The following is a 19,560-nucleotide window of genomic DNA, read 5'->3' on the forward strand; positions in this document are numbered from 1 at the left end:
CCGTCAGTCCGCGTGCGGGGCTGTCGCGCGCGGGTGCAGTGCTTGCAGAACTTCGTCGCACCATTCGACGAACCCCGACTCCACGCGGACGCCCGCGCGCAGGACGAGGTACTGGTGCAGGGCCGTGCCCGAGAGCCGGTCCGGGGCGGGGAAGTCGCGTTTCTCGATGTGCCGGAACAGCTCGAGCCGCTGCGCGTGCTGATCGCGGTGGCGGGCCACCTCGGCGCGCAGTGCGGTGATGTCGCCGTAGGCGGCGGCGCGGATCTTCACCCCGAGCTCGTTGCGCGGGATGTCGGAGTCGCTCGGTTCGGCGATCCAGCGCGCGAGTTCGGCCCGCCCCGCCTCGCTCACCGAGTACACCTTCTTGTCCGGCCTGCCCTCCTGCGTCACCGTCTCGCCGTCGACCCAGCCGGACTCCTCCATGCGTTTGAGGACGCGGTAGATCTGCTGGTGGGTCGCGCTCCAGAAGTACCCGATGGACTTGTCGAAGCGGCGCGCCAGCTCGTATCCCGATCCGGCGCGCTCCGACAGCGATACCAGCAGCGCATGCTCGAGGGCCATGCGGTGAGGATAGCCGTGACACCGGGTACTATGCAACTGGGTGCATAAGCATGGCATCCGATGCGGTTTCGGCCGGACCACCCCGGTTCCGCGCATTAAGCTGCGCCCATGACCGAGGTGAACCCCCGGGCGACGGTCGGGCAGGCTGCCGGGCGCGGGCAAGTGGTGGCGTGGGGTCTGTGGGACTGGGGGTCTTCGGCATTCAACGCCGTGATCCTCACATTCGTGTTCTCGGTGTATCTCACCGACAAGGTCGGCGACGACCTGCCCGGCGGTGTCTCCGCCAGCGCCTGGCTGGGCTGGTCGCTGGGCATCGCGGGATTGATCGTGGCCTTGACCGCGCCGATCAGCGGCCAGCGCTTCGACGCGTCGGCGAAACGCAAACGCTCCCTGGGGGTGCTGACCGCGCTCACGGTCGCGGCGATGACTCTGATGTTCTTCGTGCACGACGACTATCGCGACCTGTGGCTCGGTCTGGTGCTGCTGGCCTTCGCGTCGGCCTGCTTCGAGCTGGCGAACGTGCCGTACAACGCGATGCTGCGGCAGGTGTCCACCCCGGCGACGGTGGGCCGGATCTCCGGATTCGGCTGGGCTATGGGCTATTTCGGCGGCATCGTGCTGCTGCTGATCTGCTACTTCGGTTTCATCGCCGGCGAGGGCGACAACCGCGGCCTGCTCGGCGTGCCCACCGACGACGGGATCAATATCCGCCTGGTCGCCGTGCTGGCCGCCGTCTGGTTCGCCGCTTTCGCGTTGCCGGTGCTGTTCGCGGTGCCCGAATTGCCGCGCACCGGTGCCGATCCCGGCGCGGCGAACGCGGGATTCCTCGGCTCGTACCGAGTGCTGTGGCGCGACCTGCGTGAACTGTGGCGCACCGACCGGCGCACGGTCGTCTTCCTGGTGGCCAGCGCCGTATTCCGGGACGGGCTGGCCGGGGTGTTCACCTTCGGGGCGGTGCTCGCCGTGCGCGTCTACGGCATAGCCGACTCCGACGTGCTGCTGTTCGGCATCGCGGCCAATGTGGTCGCGGCACTGGGCGCGATCCTCGCCGGACGTTTGGACGACCGGGTGGGGCCGAAGATCATCATCGTCTGGTCCTTGGCCGCCATGCTGGTGTGCGGCTCGGCGCTGCTCGTGGTGTCCGGCCCGCTGATGTTCTGGATCTTCGGCTTGCTGCTCACGGTTTTCGTCGGTCCCGCCCAAGCGGCGGCGCGCTCGTTCCTGGCCCGCCTCGCGCCGCCGGGGCGTGAGGGTCAGCTCTTCGGCTTGTACACGACCACCGGACGGGCGGTGTCCTTCCTCGCGCCGACGTCGTTCGCCCTGTTCGTCTGGCTGTTCGGCGCGGACCGCGCGGGCATCGCGGGTCTGCTGGTGGTGCTCGCGATGGGACTGGCGGTGCTGCTGCCGGTTCGTCCGCCGGATCCGGTCGCGGCGATCGACGGTGACGCCGAGCAGTCCCGATCCGCCGGGTGAGCTCGCGGCCGGTGGCCGGGCGCCGGGTCAGCGGCGCTTCGGCGGCCGCCAGCCGCCCATGCCGAGCGCGATCAACCGCATCTGCTGCACGGTGCGGTCGATGATCGCCTGCTCGTCGCGCGGAGTGGCCGACACGTAGGCGGCGATGCCGTCGGTCACCGTGGTGACCATCAGGTCGGCGGCGATCTCGAGGTCGCGCGGCGTCCAGGAGTCCAGTGCCCTGATCCGGGACAGATCGGCGACGAGCTCGCGCACGATCAATTGGATTTCCCGCGCGATGGCCGTGCGCAGCGCCGCGGACCCGCCATGACGCTCCCGCGTGAGAAAGCCGAACAGCTCCCGCTTCGGGCCCACCTGCGTGAACACGAAGCGCACGGTGTCCGACAGGCCGGCGTCGGCATTGCGCCGGACTTCGCGCAGCGCCAGCCGCAGCGCGGTGACGCCGTCGTCGACCAAGGTCGCGCCGAGGTCCTCCAGCGACGCGAAGTGCCGGTAGAACGCGGTCGGCACGATGCCCGCCGAACGGGCGATCTCGCGCAGGCTGAGCGCGGCGAATCCGCGGTCGGCAGCCAGCGCGAGGGTGCCGTCCAGGAGCGCCTGCCTGGTCCGCTCCTTGCGTTCGCCTCGGGTAGCTGCCTGCTCACTCATCCCGGTGAGCATACATCCGTTCACCATTCGACCTATCCATAGATGTAGTTCGAGTCACACGTTTCGCCGGTTGACACTCAACCCCGGTCATCCTGCACACTAGTTGAGTGTACAGACGTGCACTGAAATTAGGCGCACGTCGTCAGCCCGACAAGAGGCACGGAGAACTAATGGTGGATCTCATCAACCTGGTGCAGACCCTGACCTCGCCCCACCCGCTGGACCGCTACCTGGAACTGGTACGCCCCACCCTCACGGTGCGGGACATGCGGGCCGAAATCACGGACGTGCGCCGCTGCGCGCCGGGTTCGGTGACGCTCACCCTGCGCCCGACCCGGCAGTGGACAGGCCATGTCGCCGGACAGTACGTCCAGATCGGCGTGGTGATCGACGGTGTACGCCACACGCGGTGCTATTCGCCGGTGAACCCGGAAAGCGGGCGGAATCGCCGAATCCAGCTGACCGTCAAAGCGCATCCCGACGGCCTGGTGTCGCAGTATCTCTACCGCAACGCCGCCCCCGGCATGGTGGTCGACCTGACACCCGCCGACGGCGTGTTCCGGCTGCCGCGCCCGCGACCGGAGCGCGTGCTGCTGATCAGCGGCGGCAGCGGCATCACGCCGGTGCTGTCCATGCTGCGCACGCTCGCCGCGGAGGATCATCCGGGCGAGGTCGTGTTCCTGCACTACGCGAAGTCGCCGGCGCTGCTGCCGCACCGAGCCGAGCTGGACGCGATCGCGCGACAGCACCCCAACTTCCGCATCGAACTGCGGTATCCGCACGGCGCGCGGGAGGTGGCGCCGCGGGTCGATCCCGGCGCGCCGTGGGTGGACCTGGCCCCGGTCAAAGGCAGCGGATACTTCGACTACGACGAACTCGAGCGCGTCGCCCCCTGGTTCGCCGACGCGCAGACCTATGTCTGCGGCCCGCAGTCGCTGATGGACGCGGTGCGCACGATCTATCAAGCCGAGCAGCTGGAAGACCGGCTGCACACCGAGGAGTTCACGATCGCGCTCGCGCCGGCCGACGCCGCCGACGCGCACGGCACGGTGAACTTCTCGGCCAGCGGGGTGAGCGCGCCCAACGACGGCGCCACGCTGCTGGAACAGGCCGAGTCCGCCGGGCTGAGTCCCGAGTACGGCTGCCGCATGGGGATCTGCTTCTCCTGCACCGCGGTGCGCCGTTCCGGCTGCACGCGCAATCTGCGCACCGGCGAGACCGACAGCGATCCCGACCAGCCGATCCAGCTGTGCATCAGCGCGCCGGTCGGCGACGTCGACATCGATATCTGATCACGAAGGGGAGCACATCATGACCATCCTCACCGAAACCGACAACGGACCGCTGGTCCTGAGCCCGGACCAGATCGAGGAGCTCGGCCGCGAACTCGACGAGCTGCGCGCCGCGATCGTCGCCGACCTCGGCGAGCGCGACCGGGAATACCTGTACTCGATCATCAAGGCGCAGCGCGGCTTCGAGATCGCCGGGCGCGGCCTCATGTATCTCGGCTTCCTTCCGCCGTTCTGGCTGGCCGCGGTGGCGGCGCTGAGTGTGTCGAAGATTCTCGACAACATGGAGATCGGCCACAACGTGATGCACGGCCAGTACGACTGGATGCGCGAGCCCGGCCTGAATTCCCGGGTGTTCGAGTGGGACACGGTCTGCCCGGCCGACCAGTGGAAGCACTCGCACAACTACCTGCACCACACCTACACCAACATCCACAACAAGGACCGCGACATCGGCTACTCCATCCTGCGGATGGACGAGGCCCAGGAGTGGAACGTGCTGCGGCTCGGGCAGCCGCTCTACGCGTTCGTGCTCATGATGCTGTTCGAGTGGGGCGTGATGGGTCACGACCTCGAGGTCGAGAACATCCTCGCGGGCAAGAAGAAGTGGCCCGAGGTCAAGCAGCTGATCCTCGGTCAGTGGCGCAAGGCGGGCAAGCAGGTGCTCAAGGATTACCTGGTGTTCCCGGCGCTCACCGGTCCGCTGTTCTTCCACACCCTCGCGGGGAACGTCACCGCCAACCTGGTGCGCAACGTGTGGGCCTTCGCCATCATCTTCTGCGGCCACTTCCCGACCGGCGTACAGACGTTCACCGAGGAGGAGACCGCGGACGAGACCCGCGGCGAGTGGTACATCCGGCAGATGCTCGGCTCGGCGAACATCACCGGAAGCAAACTGTTCCACATCATGTCCGGCAATTTGTCGCACCAGATCGAACACCACCTGTTTCCGGACCTGCCCGCCAGCCGTTATCCGGAGATGGCGCCGACCGTGCGCGCACTGTGTGAAAAGTACGGTTTGCCGTACAACACCGGCCCGCTCGGTAAGCAGATCGGCTCGGTGTGGAAGAAAATCTTCAAGCTGGCCCTGCCGCCGAGCTGGGTCCGGAGCGAGCCGTCGCCCGGTGTTATCGTGATGCGTCAGCCGAAGGCGAGCGAAGCGGGCGTGTGAATGATCGGGAAATTCGAGAGCAACAAAGATCTCATTCAGGAATTGACGTCCTCCGGCGCCCGGCACGTCGGCAATATCGCCAACATCATCACCGGCACCGTCGCCGAGGTCACCAGGGAGATCGGTGAGTGGATCACCGACGCGATCGAGATGAACGAGGCGGCGGCCGCGGCGCGGCGGGACGCGGCGGCGCGGCAGGATCTCGATGGTGACCTCGGTGCGAAGACCGAGGCGCCGGTCACCGAGCCGCCGGTCGGCGAGCCGGAAGGGTTCCTCGACGCCGAGGTCGTCGAGCCCGGAGTCGACGAGCCGCGCTGATCACCACACCGGCAGCCTGCGCCGGTGGGCGACGACGTCGGCGATCAGATCCTGATAGCCGTCGATCAGCTCGGCCAGCCTGGTCCACTGCAGGTGGGCTTCACCGCCCGCCTGCATCGGATGCGGTCGAGTCGTGACCTCGTCGCCCAAAGTGTGTCGAGCCGCAACCCATTTCGCGGCGATTCGATCGATGACCGCCCCGAGCGTCTCGGTGTGCAGGGAGGCGCCCTCCCGGTGCTGCACGTTCGCGGCGACCCACGCGTCGATCCGGCCGATCCATTCGATCCGGCAGCCGTCGATGTCCTCCACCTGCTGACTGCACTCCGCGATGTGCGTGCTGGAGGCCCCCGGCTCGTGTGCGCGCTCGAGCGCCCGCTGCCGCCGCTCGTGGCACTCGACGAGTTTCCGGGCGGCGTGCAGCACGCTGTGCCGGTGCTCGTCCTCGCCGGGTTCGCGGATCGCCCGAAGCAGGGCGGCGGGCGGTGGCAGCTCCTGGGCTCCGAAACCGCGCTGAGCGTATTCGGTGGGCATTGGCAGACCTCTGCGGCACGATGAATCCTGGGTACGCCAGGGCCGAGGGGGATTTCGGGGAGGAGCGCCCCTCGGCTCCGGCGCAGTCCCGCACTCGGACGCCATCCCACGGTCCATCAGCACGGCAGAGAAACCGGGAAATCCGCGACGATGCGAGAGAAGACGGTCCGAGATATCGGGACACTTTCAGGAAAGCGCGGTAGCGGAATCGGCGCAATACTCTGCCGTGCGAATCCGAAAGCTGCCGGGAAATCGTTATGTTCCGTTACGGATCGGTCACCCCGGTCGCTCCTGCGCGGAGCACGCGCGCGAATTATCGAGCGCACGACGGGCAACCGATTCGATGCGACCGCTGCGCGCCGTCGCCCGATCCGCTAACCTCGGTGTTCGTGCCCGCCTACGTGTCATCGCCGGAGTTGACATTCGGCTTCATGTTCGCGCTGGAAGATCCCGAGCGAATCGCGGAGGTCGTGCGCAATCTCATCGTCCGCAAAACCGTCTCCGTCTTCCGGCTCGCCCGGCTGTCCGACGACGACGGCCCGCCGGAGCGTTACGTGGTCAACTGGGCGGTCATCCCCCAGATTTCGATCACCACCGCCGCGCCGGACCCGGAGGAGTTGCGGGCCACCCGCACCATGCTGGTCAACGCGTTTCTCAGTGAGGACGGCGAGGTCAGCCTGTATTCGGCGCAGGCGAACGGACCGGCCTGAGCTGACCGGGCCTGGGCATGGTTCGGCTACGACCGGGGCCGTCGCGGCCAGGCGAGGGCGAACCGTTCCGTCCCCGTCGCGCTGCCGGGCCGGTGCGATGGTCCGCCTGCCGGGCGTGGTGCCTCGCCCGATGGCCGGGTTCGCGAGCGGGACGCCGGATGGTGCCGCGACGGCCGTAACCGATCCGTTGTCCGGACGCGCGGTAGAGACGTTCAGGTGGCGCGGAAACGGTATCGCCGCACCGACTCTCCGCACATCGACGATCGGCGGCGTGGTTCCGACAGGCGGATCGTAATCGGATCATCTCCGGGCTGGACGCGGACGGGGCTGGTCCCGGTACGGCGACCGACTGTTGCGGCACAGAGTTTTTCGACCGCCCGGGTCAGCCGGGGATTTACGTTCAGCCCGACTGTGCCAGGTCCGGCCGCATGCTGGGTCTGGCTCGAAATCGGCTGCTCCGCACGGTGAATCGGGTTTGTCCCAGCTGCTCGCCGGCCACGCCTATTCGTTGGCATGTCGGTATCGGATGGTGCCGTTTCCGGTCGGCCGGATAAGCGACAATCAAGACATTGAACTGTGGCTTGGGTCACAGTAATCGTGAGGAGTGTCGATCATGGAACTCGAGAAGTCCGTCGTGCCGCCCGACCCGATCCGCGTCCGGGGTGACCTGGACCCGGCGCTGTCGCGATGGATGTGGCTGGTGAAGTGGCTGCTGGCCATACCGCACTACGTCGTGTTGTTCTTCCTACACGTCGCGTACGTGGTGCTCACGATCGTCGCCTTCTTCGCGATCCTGATCACCGGCAAGTATCCGCGGGGGCTGTTCGACTTCAACGTCGGCGTCATGCGCTGGGGGTGCGGGTGACCTTTTATGCGCTCTCGGTGCTCGGCACCGACAAGTACCCCCCGTTCAGCCTGCGGTCGGACGCGGACTACCCCGCCGACCTGGAGATCGACTATCCGGAAACGCTGCACCGCGGGTTGGTGCTTGTGAAGTGGTGGTTGCTGGCCATTCCGCACTACCTGATCATCGGGGCGGTGGTGAGCGGCGGCATCATGGCCGGGGGCGGTGACGACTGGAGCGGCGCCTCCATCTCGTTGCTCAGCATCCTGCTGCTCGTCGCGCTGGTCGCGTTGCTGTTCACGGCGCGCTACCCCCAGGGCGTCTACGACTTCGTGATGGGTCTCAATCGCTGGATGATCCGTGTGCAGGCTTACGCCGGTCTGATGCGGGACGAATACCCGCCTTTCCGTCTCGACCAGGGCGCCCGCGAGTCCGACTGAAGCCGGCTTCGACGACCGCGCCGAATCCGCCCGCCACGTCAGCGGGCGGATTCGTAGATGCGCCGGACCACGTCCTCGATCTCGGGCTCTTCGATCGACAGGTTTCGGACTTCGGCGCGGTCGGACACGGCGGCCAGGTGAGCATCTCGAAGGTGGTGGACTTGCCCGCGCTGTTGGCGCCGATATAGCCGACAGCGGAGCCCCGCTCTATCCGGACGGTCATCCGGTCGACGGCGGTGAGCGTCTCCCGCCGCCTTCGCCAGCGGGTGCCGTCCCCGTGTGCCCGATCGCCACAGACGCAGCGCCGGCAGCCAGACCCGCAACGCCGCGACCGGCGTGAGCCACGCCGGCCAGGCGGGCAGCAGCGGCGGGCCGGGCAGTCCCAGCAGCGCGAGAGTGGGCAGGTAGGCCGTGAACGAGACCGGGATGGCGAACCCGAACAGCGGCCGCATCGGGGCGGGGAAGAGCGACGCGGGCCGGGTCGCCGCGAACGAGCCGCCGTAGGTGAAGCTGTTGGTGAGTTCGGAGCCGTCGATCAGATAGAACTGCAAACCGGCGGCGCAGACGAACACGCCACCGAACAACGCGATGCCGCCGACCAGCGTGAACGCCAGCAGCGCGGCGGTGGCCGAATTCCACGCGATGTCGTTGCGCGCCAAACCGACCCCGAGCGCGACGATCGAGACCGAAGCGCGAGCGAACCTGCGCAGCGAGATGTCGCTGGTGATCAGTTGCAGCAGCAGCGGTTGCGGCCGTAGGTGATAGGCGTCGAGCTGCCCCATCCGGATCAGTACCGGCAGTGTGTCGAGGTGTCCGAAAATCACCTGGGCAAGGGCAGAACTCGAGTGGCTCAGCCCGAACAGCAGCAGCGCCGCGTCCAAGTCGATGCCGCCGAGAACGCGTGCGGTGCGGAAGATCAGCCAAACTTCGGCCAGTTCGACCAGGCCCACCATGAAGGCGCTCAGAACCACCCTGCACCTCCAGCCTGCGCCGGCAGACCACCAGTGGCACGCGCCCGATGATCCCGGCCGCCAGCATCCAGAACACCTGGGCGCCGATCACCGAGAGCGCCTGGGCGCCGGTGGCCCGCCCGCAGAGCACGTCGACCGGCGGCCGCCGACATCGCCGTGGCTCGCGATGATCTAGGGCTGTGGCTCGCGATGCTCTGACGCTGTGGTCGCGATGGTGTGGGGTTGTTGTCCGCGGTGCTGTGGGGCCGTGGCCCGAGCGACGATCCGGGCCTCCGTCTCGCGCGGTCGGCGACGATCGCACCGCTGCTCGGGTGGCGGCGGGTCAGGAGCGGGCTGGGTGGGCTGCCGGTCCTGCAACCGGCTCGCAAGTTCGGGAACACTCCGGCTGCGATCGCCGACGCCACCCCCGCCGAGGCGCCGCACCGGTCGAGTATTTCCGTGTTTGAGCGTCACACACCGCGGGTAATAGCACTGGAGACCCGCATAGCTGCAGGTCTCCAGTGTGCTGCGCCCCCGGCAGGAATCGAACCTGCGACCTAGGGATTAGAAGATGTCGCATCCGATCGGTTCCGAACGATTCGCGAACATGCTGTTACGCAACGGGTTTGGCGGTTTCGTAATGCCTATAGATTCTCGGCGGTTCCGGTCGGCTCTCTCACATATTCGGTGAGTAAACGATGGGCTCAGACGCACAGCTCCGGGTCGATCTGGGTGAGCATCGAGCGCGCCCAGTCGGCGCCCTTGTGCCCATCCGGCAGAGCCGCGTATCCTTCCTCGGCTTCCCGCACGGCGTCCGGAGTGCGGCCCATCGCGGCCAGCACGATGCCGCGCTCCAGGCCCCAGAACCCCGGCGTGTACCAGTAGCCGAACGAGGGCAGATCGATTCCCTCCGCGGCTGCCGCTGCCGTGTCGGCGTGATGCAGTGCCCGCGCGGCCCGGCGCCGGTCACCCTGGAGTGCGAGAAGTTCGGCCCGCTGGTATCGGTCGTACACGCCGAGAATCGGGTGTGCCCGGGTGACGGCTATAGCCGACTCGGTGAGGTCGACAGCGCGCTGCAGGTCGCCGTTGTGGCGCGCGGTGTAGGCGCGGAAGCTGTGCGCGTGCGCGAGCTGTGATGGGTCGTCACCGTCCTCGGCGAGCTTCGCGGCGTCCCCCAGAACCCGGTCTGCGAGATGCCCGCGGTGGGTGGCATGTTCCAGCCAACCCCGGTAGCGCGCGACCTCGGACGCGAGGCTGGCCGAAGCTGGGCCGCCCGCACGGTGACGCGCCAGAGTGCGCGCGGTCGAGTCCATGCCGCGGACCAGCTGCACGACGGACGCAGCACCCACAACGTCCTCTAGGTGCCGCGTGCGGTCGAGGATTGCGGAGAGGTCTTCCAGTCCTGCGCGGCCTGCGGTGGACGGGTCGCCCACGGTCGCGCCGAGCCGTTCGAGGTCGACGGATTCCAGCCCCAGAACGGGGTCCGAGAGCACCGACCGGTATGCGTCGAGTACTGCGGCTGTGACTGGCCGTTGCCCGGTCTCGATCAGCGATAGATAGCTGGGTGTGAAGCAGGTGCGGCCGGCCATGCGGCGCAGTCCGATACCGGCGATCGTGCGCAGTTCGCGCAGCAGTTCGCCTGTTACCCCCGAATCGGTGAACACCAGTAAACGGTAAGCCTGTTCAGCGAAGGATGCTGGCACAACACACTTTCTGTAGCACTCGGCGCCGGGTGAACCCCCGAATCCTCGGCGCCGGGTGTCACCAACCACACCACAATGCCGAGGGGTACAGCCTTGCCCGCAGAGCTCGCAACCGTCCTCATCGTCATGGCCGCTGTCGGCGGTCTGCTGATCCTGCTGTTCTGGGTGCTGCCGTGGCTACTCGAGTTCGGTGGCGATCCGGACGAGCGGGTGCCGTTCCGTGAGGTCATGGACCGCATCGAAAGCGAGGACAAGCGGTGACGACTCGGCGTTCGTGGATCGAGGACTACTGCGAGGACGGGAACATGCCCGCCGACGAGCAGCACGCGCAAGGACTGACGAAGTTGCACGCGAGCTGTGAACCTCCCTGCCCGCGGAAGCTTGTCGCCGAGCGGTATCTCCGGGAGCGTGGCACGGGCAGCGGAGGCGGAGCAGCAGCAAGCACGAGGTAGGCTGAGCAACCGGTTACGTCACGTGACGACAACCGGGGCCGCAGGGAGCGGAAGAACCGGGGTACTCACCATCGAGTACCCCGGTTCTCTCGTTCCTAGAGGATGCCGAGCAGATCCAAGTCGGCCCCGACGTCGGTGAACAGCTCTTTGATCGCGGCCGAGATCTGCCCCATGCGTGACCATGCCTTGACGAGCGAGTCCTCTTCGTCGGCGCCGTCGCCGATGGTGATCTCCCAATGGCCGGCGGTGGTGCGGTCATCGACGTACGTCGCTTCCGTCACGTAGTCCACGAAGATCGCGTCGCCGACCTTGAACCCGATCTGATCCCCGATCCAGAAATCGGCGTTGGGGCCGAGGATGTAGGGAGCGCCGTCCTGCACCGTCACCTTGTGGGAGGTGTAACCGCGAGTGTCGTGCAAGCCGTGGCGGCCGGTCATCAACCCGTCGAGGGTGTAGGCCTTCGATGAGTTCGTGACGCAGTGCTCTTGGAAGGCGTACGGCCCCGCGCGCTGTACTCGTCCTTGGTCGGTGTACTCCGCAAACGCGAGGAACACGTCGTCGAGCTGGCCCTGATACAGAGCGTCGAGTCCTGGCAGTCCGATTAGCAGGCCGAGCCATGCCAGGGCGTTCTTGAGCGCGAACTCAATCGACGCATTGACCCAGCCCGGCGACTTGCCGCCGACGATCACATGGGTAGCCAGGGGCTTGTGGATGGCGATTTCCGACGCGCCGAGACCGGAGTACTCGCCTTCCAGATACCAGATCCACGGGAAGTAGCGACGATTCCCGAGTGGGGTGTTGGCGTACGCCTGCTCGTAATCCCCACCGGTGGAATAGTCCGGGTACCGGATCGGGGTCACGCCATCGTCGAAGAAGTCCTCGAAAAACCGCGTGATCCCGTCCAATAGCGTGCCCGTCGCGCCGACGACGTTGGATTTGTCGACCGTGGTGACGTAGACGGTTGGACGGTCCAGGTAGAACCAGTCCGGGTCCGGCTGCTCGTCGTCCATGTCCGGCAGGAAGAACTGCGCGGTGAGGCACACGCCGTTGTCCTTCAACAACGGTGCGAACACCTGGTCGGCATGCTCGAACCGCACCGACACCGCCGCGAACGGGCTGGTATCCGTCAGCACGTTGATGCCGCCTACCGCGATCGGCCACGCGATCGACCCGACCTCGGCCCAGTCCGGGGCACCGTTCCACTGGTCGGCGGACATAAACGCTTGGCGGCGAAGAAGGTTCGCGATCAGGGTGAGGTGGATGATGGTGCGGACCCCGCCGAACATGAACCAATGCCGCGGCCACTGGGCGAACAGCGGCGCGAACGGTGAGGCGTAACAGACGGTCGTAGCGATGTGCTGCCAACAGTGGATCGCTTCAACTTCGATCGTCTTGTTACCGCGGTCGTCGACCACCTCGGCGACGCGGGTTACGAACCCGTCCCAGCGTTGCCCCGGCGTCTCGGCGGTCAAAGGGATCGTGGCGTCTTCGCCATCGGGATTGCGGAGTAGGTGGTCGTAGTGGACGGTGTCCGGCGGAAGCGTCATCTTCAGCCCGCCCGCGCCATTCTTCACGTGCGAGAACGTGAGACTGAGGTAGCGGCCTTCTTCGCCGACCTCATTCATCCACTTGTCGTAGTAACGGACCGTCGCACGCTGATCCCGCCACATGTCTTGCTCCTGCTTGCGCAGGGCATCCATGTGGCGGACCTCAGCGTGCCCGTCCCACGCGGGCGCCGACATGGTCGTCAGCTCGCGTCAGGCTGGCCGATTCGCACGATTGCCTGCGGGTGCGGGAACCCGAACGCAACGCGCATCGTCGCCTTCACGCCGACCCGATCGCTCGAGAAGTAGGCGTGTTCGGAGATGGTGAGCGTTGTGTTCCTGCGCAACGTGGTGAACGCGAAAGCGCGCGGGATACCCCAGATGTCGCCGTTGGTGACGTAGGGCGAGACCAGCAGGGGCACACCGAGAACGGTCCGCGCGCCGGGCCGCGACGGGTCCGGGCCGAGCAACGGCCGGTTGCTGCCGGTGATCTCCTTCAGCTTCGCCAACTCCAGCGCCGTGTCCGGGTGCGCGACGAAGTTGCTGATCTGGGCGCCGACGTTCTCCGCCTTGGAGATGGCTTCGGCGAACGGGTCGGTGTTGGCGATGCCGGAACCCACGTCGACGAGTTGGTGTGTGGTCGAGCCGATTCCGTCCGGGCCGTTGGTGGTGGTCGCGGCGAAGAACGCCGTATCGACCTTTGCGACGATGCTGCGGACCAGGCCGGCGCCGACGATGTCGAGCGCTTGCGGGTTCGAGTCCTCGGCCAGTTCGCGGGACACGATCGTCAGGCCGGCGACCTTGCGGTGAGTGATCTCGAGTTCATCGTGTTCGGAATCGTCCGGGGTGATCTCGGCGCCTTCGGGCACCCACTGTGCCGCCGGGTCCGCGGTGACGATGGGGAACTTGGAAGAGGTCGAGTCGGTCGACAGGAGGGTGGTCACCTGGAAGGCGACGGAATCGCGTTGTACGGGCTGGACGATCAGCTGGTGAATCTGCTCGGGGAGGAGACCACCGACGCCCGACGACGTCGTGTAGAGAGCCATGATTGCTCGCCTTTGCGGTAGCGGGGAATGGTCTCCGGCTGGCCGCAAGCCAGTCCGGTTGCCCCGCTGGGGCGAGCGTGACGCGAGTCCCCGACTCCTGGCCGGTAACGACTCGCGTCACGTGACATATTACTGCTCGCGCTTGGCGTCGGCGAACGCCTGCGCCCACCCAGTCGCGAGTCCGTCGACGCTCGCACCCGAAGCGCCGGACCGCAGCGACCCGACCGCGGGCCGCGTGCGCGTGGTGCGCTGCCAATGCGGATGCGACTCCAGCACGCCCTCGATCGCCTTGCCGACCTTCGCCGGATCAATCGCGCCGTCCTTGCCGCGCAACGTCTCGAGGTCGGTTCCGCCCGTCCAGAGGTCGGAAGGGTCCGCCATCCGATCGGCGGCAAGGCGTTCGACCTCCGCGCGCTCGTACGCGGTGACGCGCTCACGGAGAGCATCGCGCTCGGTCTCGGTCTCGCGCAGCTGCCGCCGGTACTTCGCCGCTTCCCGGTTGCCGTTCGGCTGCTCCCCCGAATCGGTCTCGGTCGCTGGCGCATCCACCGCGGTATCGGTGGCCTGTTCGTCGCCGGGCTGCTGCTCGGTGGGTTCGATCGGGTCAGCAGGGGTGGTGTCGGTCATGGGGTGGTGTCCTTTCCGGTGTAGGGAGCGGTGACGTACAGACGTTCGGTGACGCGCTCGATGCCGTCTTCGGTCATCTCGTAGTGCACGACCTCGACGTCCCCGGCCGGGATGTCGTCGGTGGGCAGCGTGCGACGCGGTACGACGTCGGGGGGTGCACGGTGGTACTCGGGTAGTCCATCGTTGATGTCTTGCTCAGCGCTCACGGCGCGGTCCTCTCATCGAACGGGCGCGTTACGTTATGACGCGCTGACCAGGGAAAACGGGCAGGCAACTCGATCGGGGCGGGTCGGGGCCGCAGCCGCTCGATGCCCTGACCTGCGGTGCCTTTGGAAAAAAACGTCGGGGAGAGAACACCGCCTATGCCAAGGGGGGCGGGCGAGCCGCCCCGGGGGTCACCCCCCAGGGGGCTCATGCGCTCGCGCTTTCTTCGTTGTTCCGACCCTGGCTCTTCCATGCCTTGAACGCTGCTCGTGCTCGGGTCGCTCGCCATGGCAACCGCTCGGCTGCTTCGTTGCCTGATGTCGGTGGTGGGTCCAGTGCGGCAATGGCAGCGATATCGGCATCCGGCGGCAGTTCACCAGGGTTGCGCTCGCCAGCCTCGGGCGCCTTGACTTCGGCTCGGACGTGCCCGTCCGGCTCGGGCCAGAGGACGAACTTTCCGGCGAGTTCTTCCTTGTCGCCGGTTGATGGACTGTGCGCGCGCAACCCACCGTGACGGTCCTTGTTGATCGCCAGGTATGCGCTGCCGCCCTTGCCTGGTGTGAACGCGCGGTCGACTGTCACCCGGATCGAGCTGCCACCGATGGCCCGTTTCTTGGCGATGGTTCCACCCATGCCGTACGCGCGGGAGTCCGCGCCCTTGGACAGGTGGTCGATACCGACGACGCACGCTCCGGTCTTCACCAACGGTTTGATGACCGCGCGGTGACAGGTGGTGAACTCGTCGGCGCTGTTGCTGTTGCTGCCGAACATGGGCAGCAGTTCGCCAAGGCTGTCGAGTATGACCAGCGTCGGTCGCCACTGCGCCATGTGAGCACAGACCTCGCGTACCTCACGCGCGTCCTCCGGTTCGATGTACAGGAACGCCTCAGGGTCGGAGAGAACGTCGGGCTTGGCGCCCATGGCGAGCAGACGGCCGATGGTCGACTGTGGCCCGTTGTGGTCGAGGTCGATTCGCAGCACGCGGCCACCGTCCTCGAGTTCGACCACGGTGGCGTGATCGGTGAGCAGAGTCTTACCGCTCTCCGGGTCGCCGAACACCACGTTGTACTGCTCGGAGTAGAACAGCCCTATTCCGTCCGTCCGCGGGCAGACGGTTGGCGTCGGAGGTTCGGGAAGGGTGCCAGCCAGGAGGGCCGACACGTCGAAGTACTGCGGCATCGGGACATGTCCCGGACGTGTCCCGGACATGTCCGAATCACTGGCCTCGGACTCGGGACGCGGTCGGGACGCGCGAATCGGTGTCACTACCGTTGACCTGGCCTTTTCTGATTCGGGACGCGTCCGGGTACCTATACCGGGACGCGTCCCGTCGTGGCCCTCGGACCGGCGTTCTTCATTGCGGTGACGGGTCCTGTGCCGCGGCATCGCATTGGGTGTCGGATCGCCGCCATACCGCGATCTGTACTGGCGCACACAGTCCACACACCAGCTCATGTAATGCCCGTGGTGCTCGCAGTGCGGAGTGGGCTCAGGTATTCCCACGCCCGAAGGCGCGACCGGATCGGCCGCGCCTCGGGGTTCGTGATTGGTGTCGGTCAACGGCCACCTCCGCGCTTGGCGAGGGCCGCGCTACGGAACTCGTGGAACCGAGCGCGCAGAGCGTCCTCCGCGGCCGTCAGCCGCGCGTCGGCTGCGTTCAGCCGCAACGCAACACCGACGATCCATGCGGCCGCAGTGTCGTCGTCGTCGACGGACTGACGGACTTCGCTGATGATGCGGTTGACCTCCGCCGGATCGCGCCCGGCGTCGGCCAGTTTGCACAGCAACGCCTTGGCCTGGCCGATCACCTTGTCCGCGTCGACGACACCGCAGGGTTCTCCGTCGCGGTACTGGACCAGGAAGCGGTTGGAGAGCCCTTCGAATGCGGTCATGCGGCCGCGCCCCCTTCCGTCTTGTAGGTGTGATTGACCCGTCCGGTGTCCGTCCACCGATCCCCGGCCAGATCCCGGCGCAGCTGCGCATCCAGGCGGCTCACATACTCGGCGAACCGCTGGACGGACGGCAGGATCCGCAACTCGTCCTCGTCGCCTTCCAGCATCAAAATCAGCCGGGACAGCGCACCCTCCAGCTCCAATCGGTAGTTCGAGCGGAAGTGACGCTGAGCCCATTCGGCGGGGGTGTAGCCCTGCTTCCAGGCATCGAGGGAGGCTCGAACTTGGGGTGAGTCGGTCACGGTCGCACCCCCTCGTTCTCGACCTGCTCCGCGACTTCCAGCAGCACGGCCGCAATTCGCCTGGCCTCGGCTACCGTCATGTCCAAGTCGCCAGCCGGGGCCGCCAGGTACACGCTGTCAGGGCCGCCCCACTGTCGCCGGGCCGAGATTTCGGCGGCAGGCATCTGCTGGGCATTGATCGGACGTTCCAGCGTCAGGGGGATCAGGACGTCCGGCCCCCAGCAGGTGCGATCGGCGTCGAACATCTCGTCGGTGTGGTCGCCGATCGGGCACCAGGACGCGCAGGTGGCGGCCCGGCTGCACTGCGAGCACTTGACCGGGACGTCCGGCAGCGGCGCGGACACGGTGGCAATGACCGTGTTGCAGACGGAGCAGGCCAGGTCGATCCACTGGACGGGGTTGGTAAGGTTGGACACGGAAATCTCTCTCTCATGGGTTGGGTGGGAGTCAATGACCCGGCGGGCTGGTGGTGCAGCCCCCGGGTCGCTCCCGTTCTGGGGCGGTGAGTCGGACATCAGGCGGCGCCGGTGAACTGCTCGTTCTCCCACGCCTCGAGATCGGTGAGGCGATAGCGCGCGAAGCGGCCGATCTTGGCGAACCGCGGGCCCTTCCCCTTGCTCGCCCATTCAGCGAGCGTCTTGGCCGGCAACTTGAGCCGTCCGGCGACTTCCTCGCGGCTCAGCCAGTGGTCCTCTGAGGTGTGCATCTGCAACCTTCCTTAGTGTGTTCATAGAACGCAAATTACGAGCAAAAGCGTTCTAGAAACAGGTGTACAGGATGTGTTGAGAAGACGCAAGAGGCTGTGAGAGTGTGTTCTCATGACGCGCGAAGAGTGGAGAGCGGAAGCGATGAAGCAGTTCGGCGGAGCGGTAGCCGAAGCGCGGAAGCGCGCGGGGCTGTCACAGCAGGAACTTGCCGAACGAATCGGTAGCTCCCGCAACGCAATTCAGAATCTAGAGGCCATGAAGGGGAGGACGTCGAGCTTCAACGTCTTGGACCTGATCGAGATCGCGGCGGCCGTCGGGGTCCCACCACTTCAATTGCTCTATCCAGAGTTGCCGGATGGCCCAGTTGAGGTGCTGCCGGACATCTACTGCACAAGCCTCCAGGCAGCGCAGTGGTTCTCGGGTGAAGTGAAGTCCGATCAGTTGCCCGCATCCTTGCCAGCACTGGACACGTCCCGAACCCTCCAAGCGCGAAAACTCCAGGATCTCCGCGAGGAATTCGAACTGGAACTGAGGTTCATCTCCATGACTCACGGAGACGGCCCGTGGTCTCGTCAGCGAACCGAGAAGGAACTGCAAGAGGCGCGGGCCGCCGCACGAGCCGACGCGACCCGAAAGCTCGAAGAGGTTCGCAACCTCGAGGAACAGATGCGCCGGGATGGCTTCACGGTGACGAGCACAGATGCCGAAGGGTAGGCCGCCGCTGCGCATCGGCGCTCACGGCAAGATCAAGCGAACGAGTCTCGGGGGCGGGGTGTGGGTTGCGCGCTGCCGCTTCCGCGATGACGACGGCGTAACCAGGATCGTGGAGCGCCAGTCGCCCGAAGGGAAGTACGACCAGCGCGGCCAGCTCGCCGAGGATGTGCTCCTGCTCGCACTGGAAGAACGCCGAGCGGGCGCCGGAGAGGACGAGATCACAGGGGAGACGCCCGTATCGGCGTTGTGCGCCAAGCACATTGAGAACCTGGTAAACAAGGGGAGGGCAACCCGCACAATCGACACCTACCGCGATGCGGTGAAGGCGATCGAACCGCGCGCCGGGTCGGTGCGCACCCGCGAGGCAACCGCCGGGCGGATGGACAAGGCGATTCAAGCCATCTGTGACCGGCACGGCTACGCCACCGCGAAGCAGGCCCGGACGGTGCTGCGCGGTGCTCTGCAACTCGCGGTCGTCGCCGACGTGCTACCGGTCAACCCGATCGACAGCACGTCGCGGCTCGAGCGCAAGGCGCCACCGAAGGGCGCGCCGTCGATCACCGCCGAACAGCTCGCGCAGCTGCTCGCGGATCTGCGGACCAGCGCCGTGCAGTGGAGGGGTAAACGGACGGTTGCCGACTACTGCCGGACGGCGGATCTTGCCGACCCGATCACGATGCTCATCGGTACGGGGATGCGCCGCGGTGAACTGCTCGGTCTGCGGTGGTGCGACATCGACGAAGCAACGTCGGTCGCGTCCATCTGCGGAAAGGTGGTGCGCAAGCGCGGCGGTGGGCTCATCCGTGAGGAGTTCGCGAAGACCGACGCAGGGAACCGTGACATCATCCTGCCGAAGTTCGTCATGGAGATGTTGAAGCGCCGCCGCAACGAACCGCATCCCAGCAAAGACGGGGTGATCTTCCCCAGTTCGGCCGGGACGCTACGTGACCCGGACAACTTCAATCAGCAGTGGGCCAAGGTGCGCGAACGACTCGGCGTGCCGGACGTGTCGAGCCACAGTTTCCGCAAGGCACTGGCGACGTTGCTCGACGACGCGGCACTGTCGGCCCGTGTCGGCGCTGATCAACTGGGGCATCGACACGTCTCGATGACACAGGATGTTTATTTCGGCCGCGGGCGGATACACAAGGAAGTGGTTGACGTACTAGACGCCTTGTCCTCATAAGCGATGGATATCCGATGGATGGAGTGTCAGGGACCGCAGTAGAAACGGTCCCTGACCAGCGCCCCCGGCAGGAATCGAACCTGCGACCTAGGGATTAGAAGGCCCTTGCTCTATCCAACTGAGCTACGGAGGCAGCGGGTTCCACGATGGCCGACATTGGCCGTGCTGTCCAGCGCGTCGATTATAGCGACCGTCCAGGTGTCCGAACTCTTAGCGTTAGCAACGTTTCAGCCATCCCGAGACAGTAG

At 66.5% G+C, this 19,560-nt stretch carries 22 protein-coding genes, 1 tRNA gene and 1 pseudogene; 9 read left to right on the forward strand and 15 right to left on the reverse strand.

Going from position 1 to position 19,560, the window contains the following annotated elements; translation table 11 throughout:
• Positions 1-3 precede the first annotated feature (3 nt).
• Positions 4-561 carry a PadR family transcriptional regulator gene (locus tag ON27_RS07110; RefSeq protein ID WP_043721238.1) on the reverse strand — a complete coding sequence of 186 codons (558 nt, stop codon included), beginning with the start codon at positions 559-561 and terminating at the stop codon, positions 4-6.
• A 108-nt stretch (positions 562-669) separates the two neighbouring features.
• On the opposite strand from ON27_RS07110, the gene ON27_RS07115 reads away from it, so the two are divergent.
• Positions 670-2,034, forward strand: a complete 1,365-nt coding sequence (locus ON27_RS07115) for an MFS transporter (RefSeq protein ID WP_043721242.1) — start codon at positions 670-672, stop codon at positions 2,032-2,034.
• Between the two features lie 27 nt (positions 2,035-2,061).
• Here the strand turns inward: ON27_RS07115 and ON27_RS07120 are convergent, their stop codons facing one another.
• The gene (locus ON27_RS07120; protein ID WP_245559831.1) at positions 2,062-2,682 is read right to left on the reverse strand and encodes a TetR family transcriptional regulator; all 621 of its coding nucleotides are present in this window, start codon (positions 2,680-2,682) and stop codon (positions 2,062-2,064) included.
• A 170-nt stretch (positions 2,683-2,852) separates the two neighbouring features.
• On the opposite strand from ON27_RS07120, the gene ON27_RS07125 reads away from it, so the two are divergent.
• Genes ON27_RS07125 through ON27_RS07135 form a run of 3 tightly spaced genes read left to right on the forward strand, consistent with a single transcriptional unit; the run spans position 2,853 to position 5,460 of the window.
• Positions 2,853-3,974, forward strand: coding sequence for a ferredoxin reductase (locus ON27_RS07125; RefSeq protein WP_043721248.1), 1,122 nt, complete (start codon positions 2,853-2,855; stop codon positions 3,972-3,974).
• Positions 3,975-3,993: 19 nt separating this feature from the next.
• Positions 3,994-5,142 carry a fatty acid desaturase family protein gene (locus tag ON27_RS07130; protein WP_051046294.1) on the forward strand — a complete coding sequence of 383 codons (1,149 nt, stop codon included), beginning with the start codon at positions 3,994-3,996 and terminating at the stop codon, positions 5,140-5,142.
• Positions 5,143-5,460: a hypothetical protein gene (locus ON27_RS07135; RefSeq protein ID WP_043721254.1), complete on the forward strand. Its 318-nt coding sequence runs from the start codon at positions 5,143-5,145 to the stop codon at positions 5,458-5,460.
• Here ON27_RS07135 and ON27_RS07140 read toward each other — a convergent pair whose 3' ends face one another.
• Positions 5,461-5,991, reverse strand: coding sequence for a DUF4254 domain-containing protein (locus ON27_RS07140; RefSeq protein ID WP_043721258.1), 531 nt, complete (start codon positions 5,989-5,991; stop codon positions 5,461-5,463). It abuts the gene before it with no gap.
• A gap of 389 nt (positions 5,992-6,380) precedes the next feature.
• Between ON27_RS07140 and ON27_RS07145 the strand changes: the two genes are divergently transcribed.
• Positions 6,381-6,701, forward strand: a complete 321-nt coding sequence (locus ON27_RS07145; protein ID WP_043721417.1) for a hypothetical protein — start codon at positions 6,381-6,383, stop codon at positions 6,699-6,701.
• A gap of 613 nt (positions 6,702-7,314) precedes the next feature.
• Positions 7,315-7,985 (forward strand): annotated as a pseudogene (locus tag ON27_RS07150) (DUF4389 domain-containing protein).
• Positions 7,986-8,023: 38 nt separating this feature from the next.
• Here the strand turns inward: ON27_RS07150 and ON27_RS07155 are convergent.
• Both ON27_RS07155 and ON27_RS07160 read right to left on the reverse strand, forming a co-directional pair.
• Positions 8,024-8,956 carry an ABC transporter permease gene (locus tag ON27_RS07155; RefSeq protein WP_245559833.1) on the reverse strand — a complete coding sequence of 311 codons (933 nt, stop codon included), beginning with the start codon at positions 8,954-8,956 and terminating at the stop codon, positions 8,024-8,026.
• Between the two features lie 683 nt (positions 8,957-9,639).
• Complete coding sequence (locus ON27_RS07160; protein WP_043721259.1) at positions 9,640-10,599, reverse strand: helix-turn-helix domain-containing protein; 960 nt, start codon at positions 10,597-10,599, stop codon at positions 9,640-9,642.
• A gap of 132 nt (positions 10,600-10,731) precedes the next feature.
• Between ON27_RS07160 and ON27_RS42755 the strand changes: the two genes are divergently transcribed.
• Complete coding sequence (locus ON27_RS42755; protein ID WP_157227109.1) at positions 10,732-10,899, forward strand: hypothetical protein; 168 nt, start codon at positions 10,732-10,734, stop codon at positions 10,897-10,899.
• 286 nt (positions 10,900-11,185) lie between these two features.
• Here ON27_RS42755 and ON27_RS07165 read toward each other — a convergent pair whose 3' ends face one another.
• The 9 genes from ON27_RS07165 to ON27_RS07210 form a co-directional block, all read right to left on the reverse strand.
• Entirely contained in the window at positions 11,186-12,832 is a 1,647-nt protein-coding gene (locus ON27_RS07165) for a Gp37-like protein (protein WP_043721268.1), read from the reverse strand.
• A 5-nt stretch (positions 12,833-12,837) separates the two neighbouring features.
• Entirely contained in the window at positions 12,838-13,680 is an 843-nt protein-coding gene (locus tag ON27_RS07170; protein ID WP_043721274.1) for a phage major capsid protein, read from the reverse strand.
• A gap of 129 nt (positions 13,681-13,809) precedes the next feature.
• Positions 13,810-14,307 carry a hypothetical protein gene (locus ON27_RS39720; protein ID WP_051046295.1) on the reverse strand — a complete coding sequence of 166 codons (498 nt, stop codon included), beginning with the start codon at positions 14,305-14,307 and terminating at the stop codon, positions 13,810-13,812.
• Complete coding sequence (locus tag ON27_RS07180) at positions 14,304-14,513, reverse strand: hypothetical protein (protein WP_043721278.1); 210 nt, start codon at positions 14,511-14,513, stop codon at positions 14,304-14,306. Before ON27_RS07180 ends, ON27_RS39720 begins: the two co-directional genes overlap by 4 nt.
• Before the next feature lie 205 nt (positions 14,514-14,718).
• Positions 14,719-15,720, reverse strand: a complete 1,002-nt coding sequence (locus tag ON27_RS07185; RefSeq protein ID WP_063711285.1) for an AAA family ATPase — start codon at positions 15,718-15,720, stop codon at positions 14,719-14,721.
• Between the two features lie 347 nt (positions 15,721-16,067).
• The gene (locus tag ON27_RS07190) at positions 16,068-16,403 is read right to left on the reverse strand and encodes a hypothetical protein (protein ID WP_043721281.1); all 336 of its coding nucleotides are present in this window, start codon (positions 16,401-16,403) and stop codon (positions 16,068-16,070) included.
• Positions 16,400-16,705 (reverse strand): hypothetical protein, encoded by a 306-nt coding sequence (locus tag ON27_RS07195; protein WP_043721284.1) that lies wholly within the window; start codon positions 16,703-16,705, stop codon positions 16,400-16,402. Before ON27_RS07195 ends, ON27_RS07190 begins: the two co-directional genes overlap by 4 nt.
• Positions 16,702-17,121: a DUF6907 domain-containing protein gene (locus ON27_RS42760; RefSeq protein WP_157227110.1), complete on the reverse strand. Its 420-nt coding sequence runs from the start codon at positions 17,119-17,121 to the stop codon at positions 16,702-16,704. The genes ON27_RS07195 and ON27_RS42760 overlap by 4 nt, the downstream gene beginning before the upstream one ends.
• A 98-nt stretch (positions 17,122-17,219) precedes the next feature.
• On the reverse strand, positions 17,220-17,411 hold the full coding sequence (locus ON27_RS07210; RefSeq protein ID WP_043721304.1) for a helix-turn-helix transcriptional regulator: 192 nt from the start codon (positions 17,409-17,411) through the stop codon (positions 17,220-17,222).
• A gap of 112 nt (positions 17,412-17,523) precedes the next feature.
• On the opposite strand from ON27_RS07210, the gene ON27_RS39725 reads away from it, so the two are divergent.
• A complete protein-coding gene (locus tag ON27_RS39725; RefSeq protein WP_083887416.1) occupies positions 17,524-18,126 on the forward strand; it encodes a helix-turn-helix domain-containing protein in 603 nt (200 codons plus the stop codon).
• Positions 18,127-18,235: 109 nt separating this feature from the next.
• Positions 18,236-19,312, forward strand: a complete 1,077-nt coding sequence (locus ON27_RS07220) for a site-specific integrase (protein WP_245559835.1) — start codon at positions 18,236-18,238, stop codon at positions 19,310-19,312.
• Positions 19,313-19,371: 59 nt separating this feature from the next.
• Here ON27_RS07220 and ON27_RS07225 read toward each other — a convergent pair.
• Positions 19,372-19,445: transfer RNA gene (locus ON27_RS07225), tRNA-Arg, on the reverse strand.
• Between the last annotated feature and the right edge of the window lie 115 nt (positions 19,446-19,560).

The organism is Nocardia asiatica NBRC 100129 (genome assembly GCF_000308415.1).
In the GTDB taxonomy this organism is placed as follows: Bacteria; Actinomycetota; Actinomycetes; order Mycobacteriales; family Mycobacteriaceae; genus Nocardia; species Nocardia asiatica.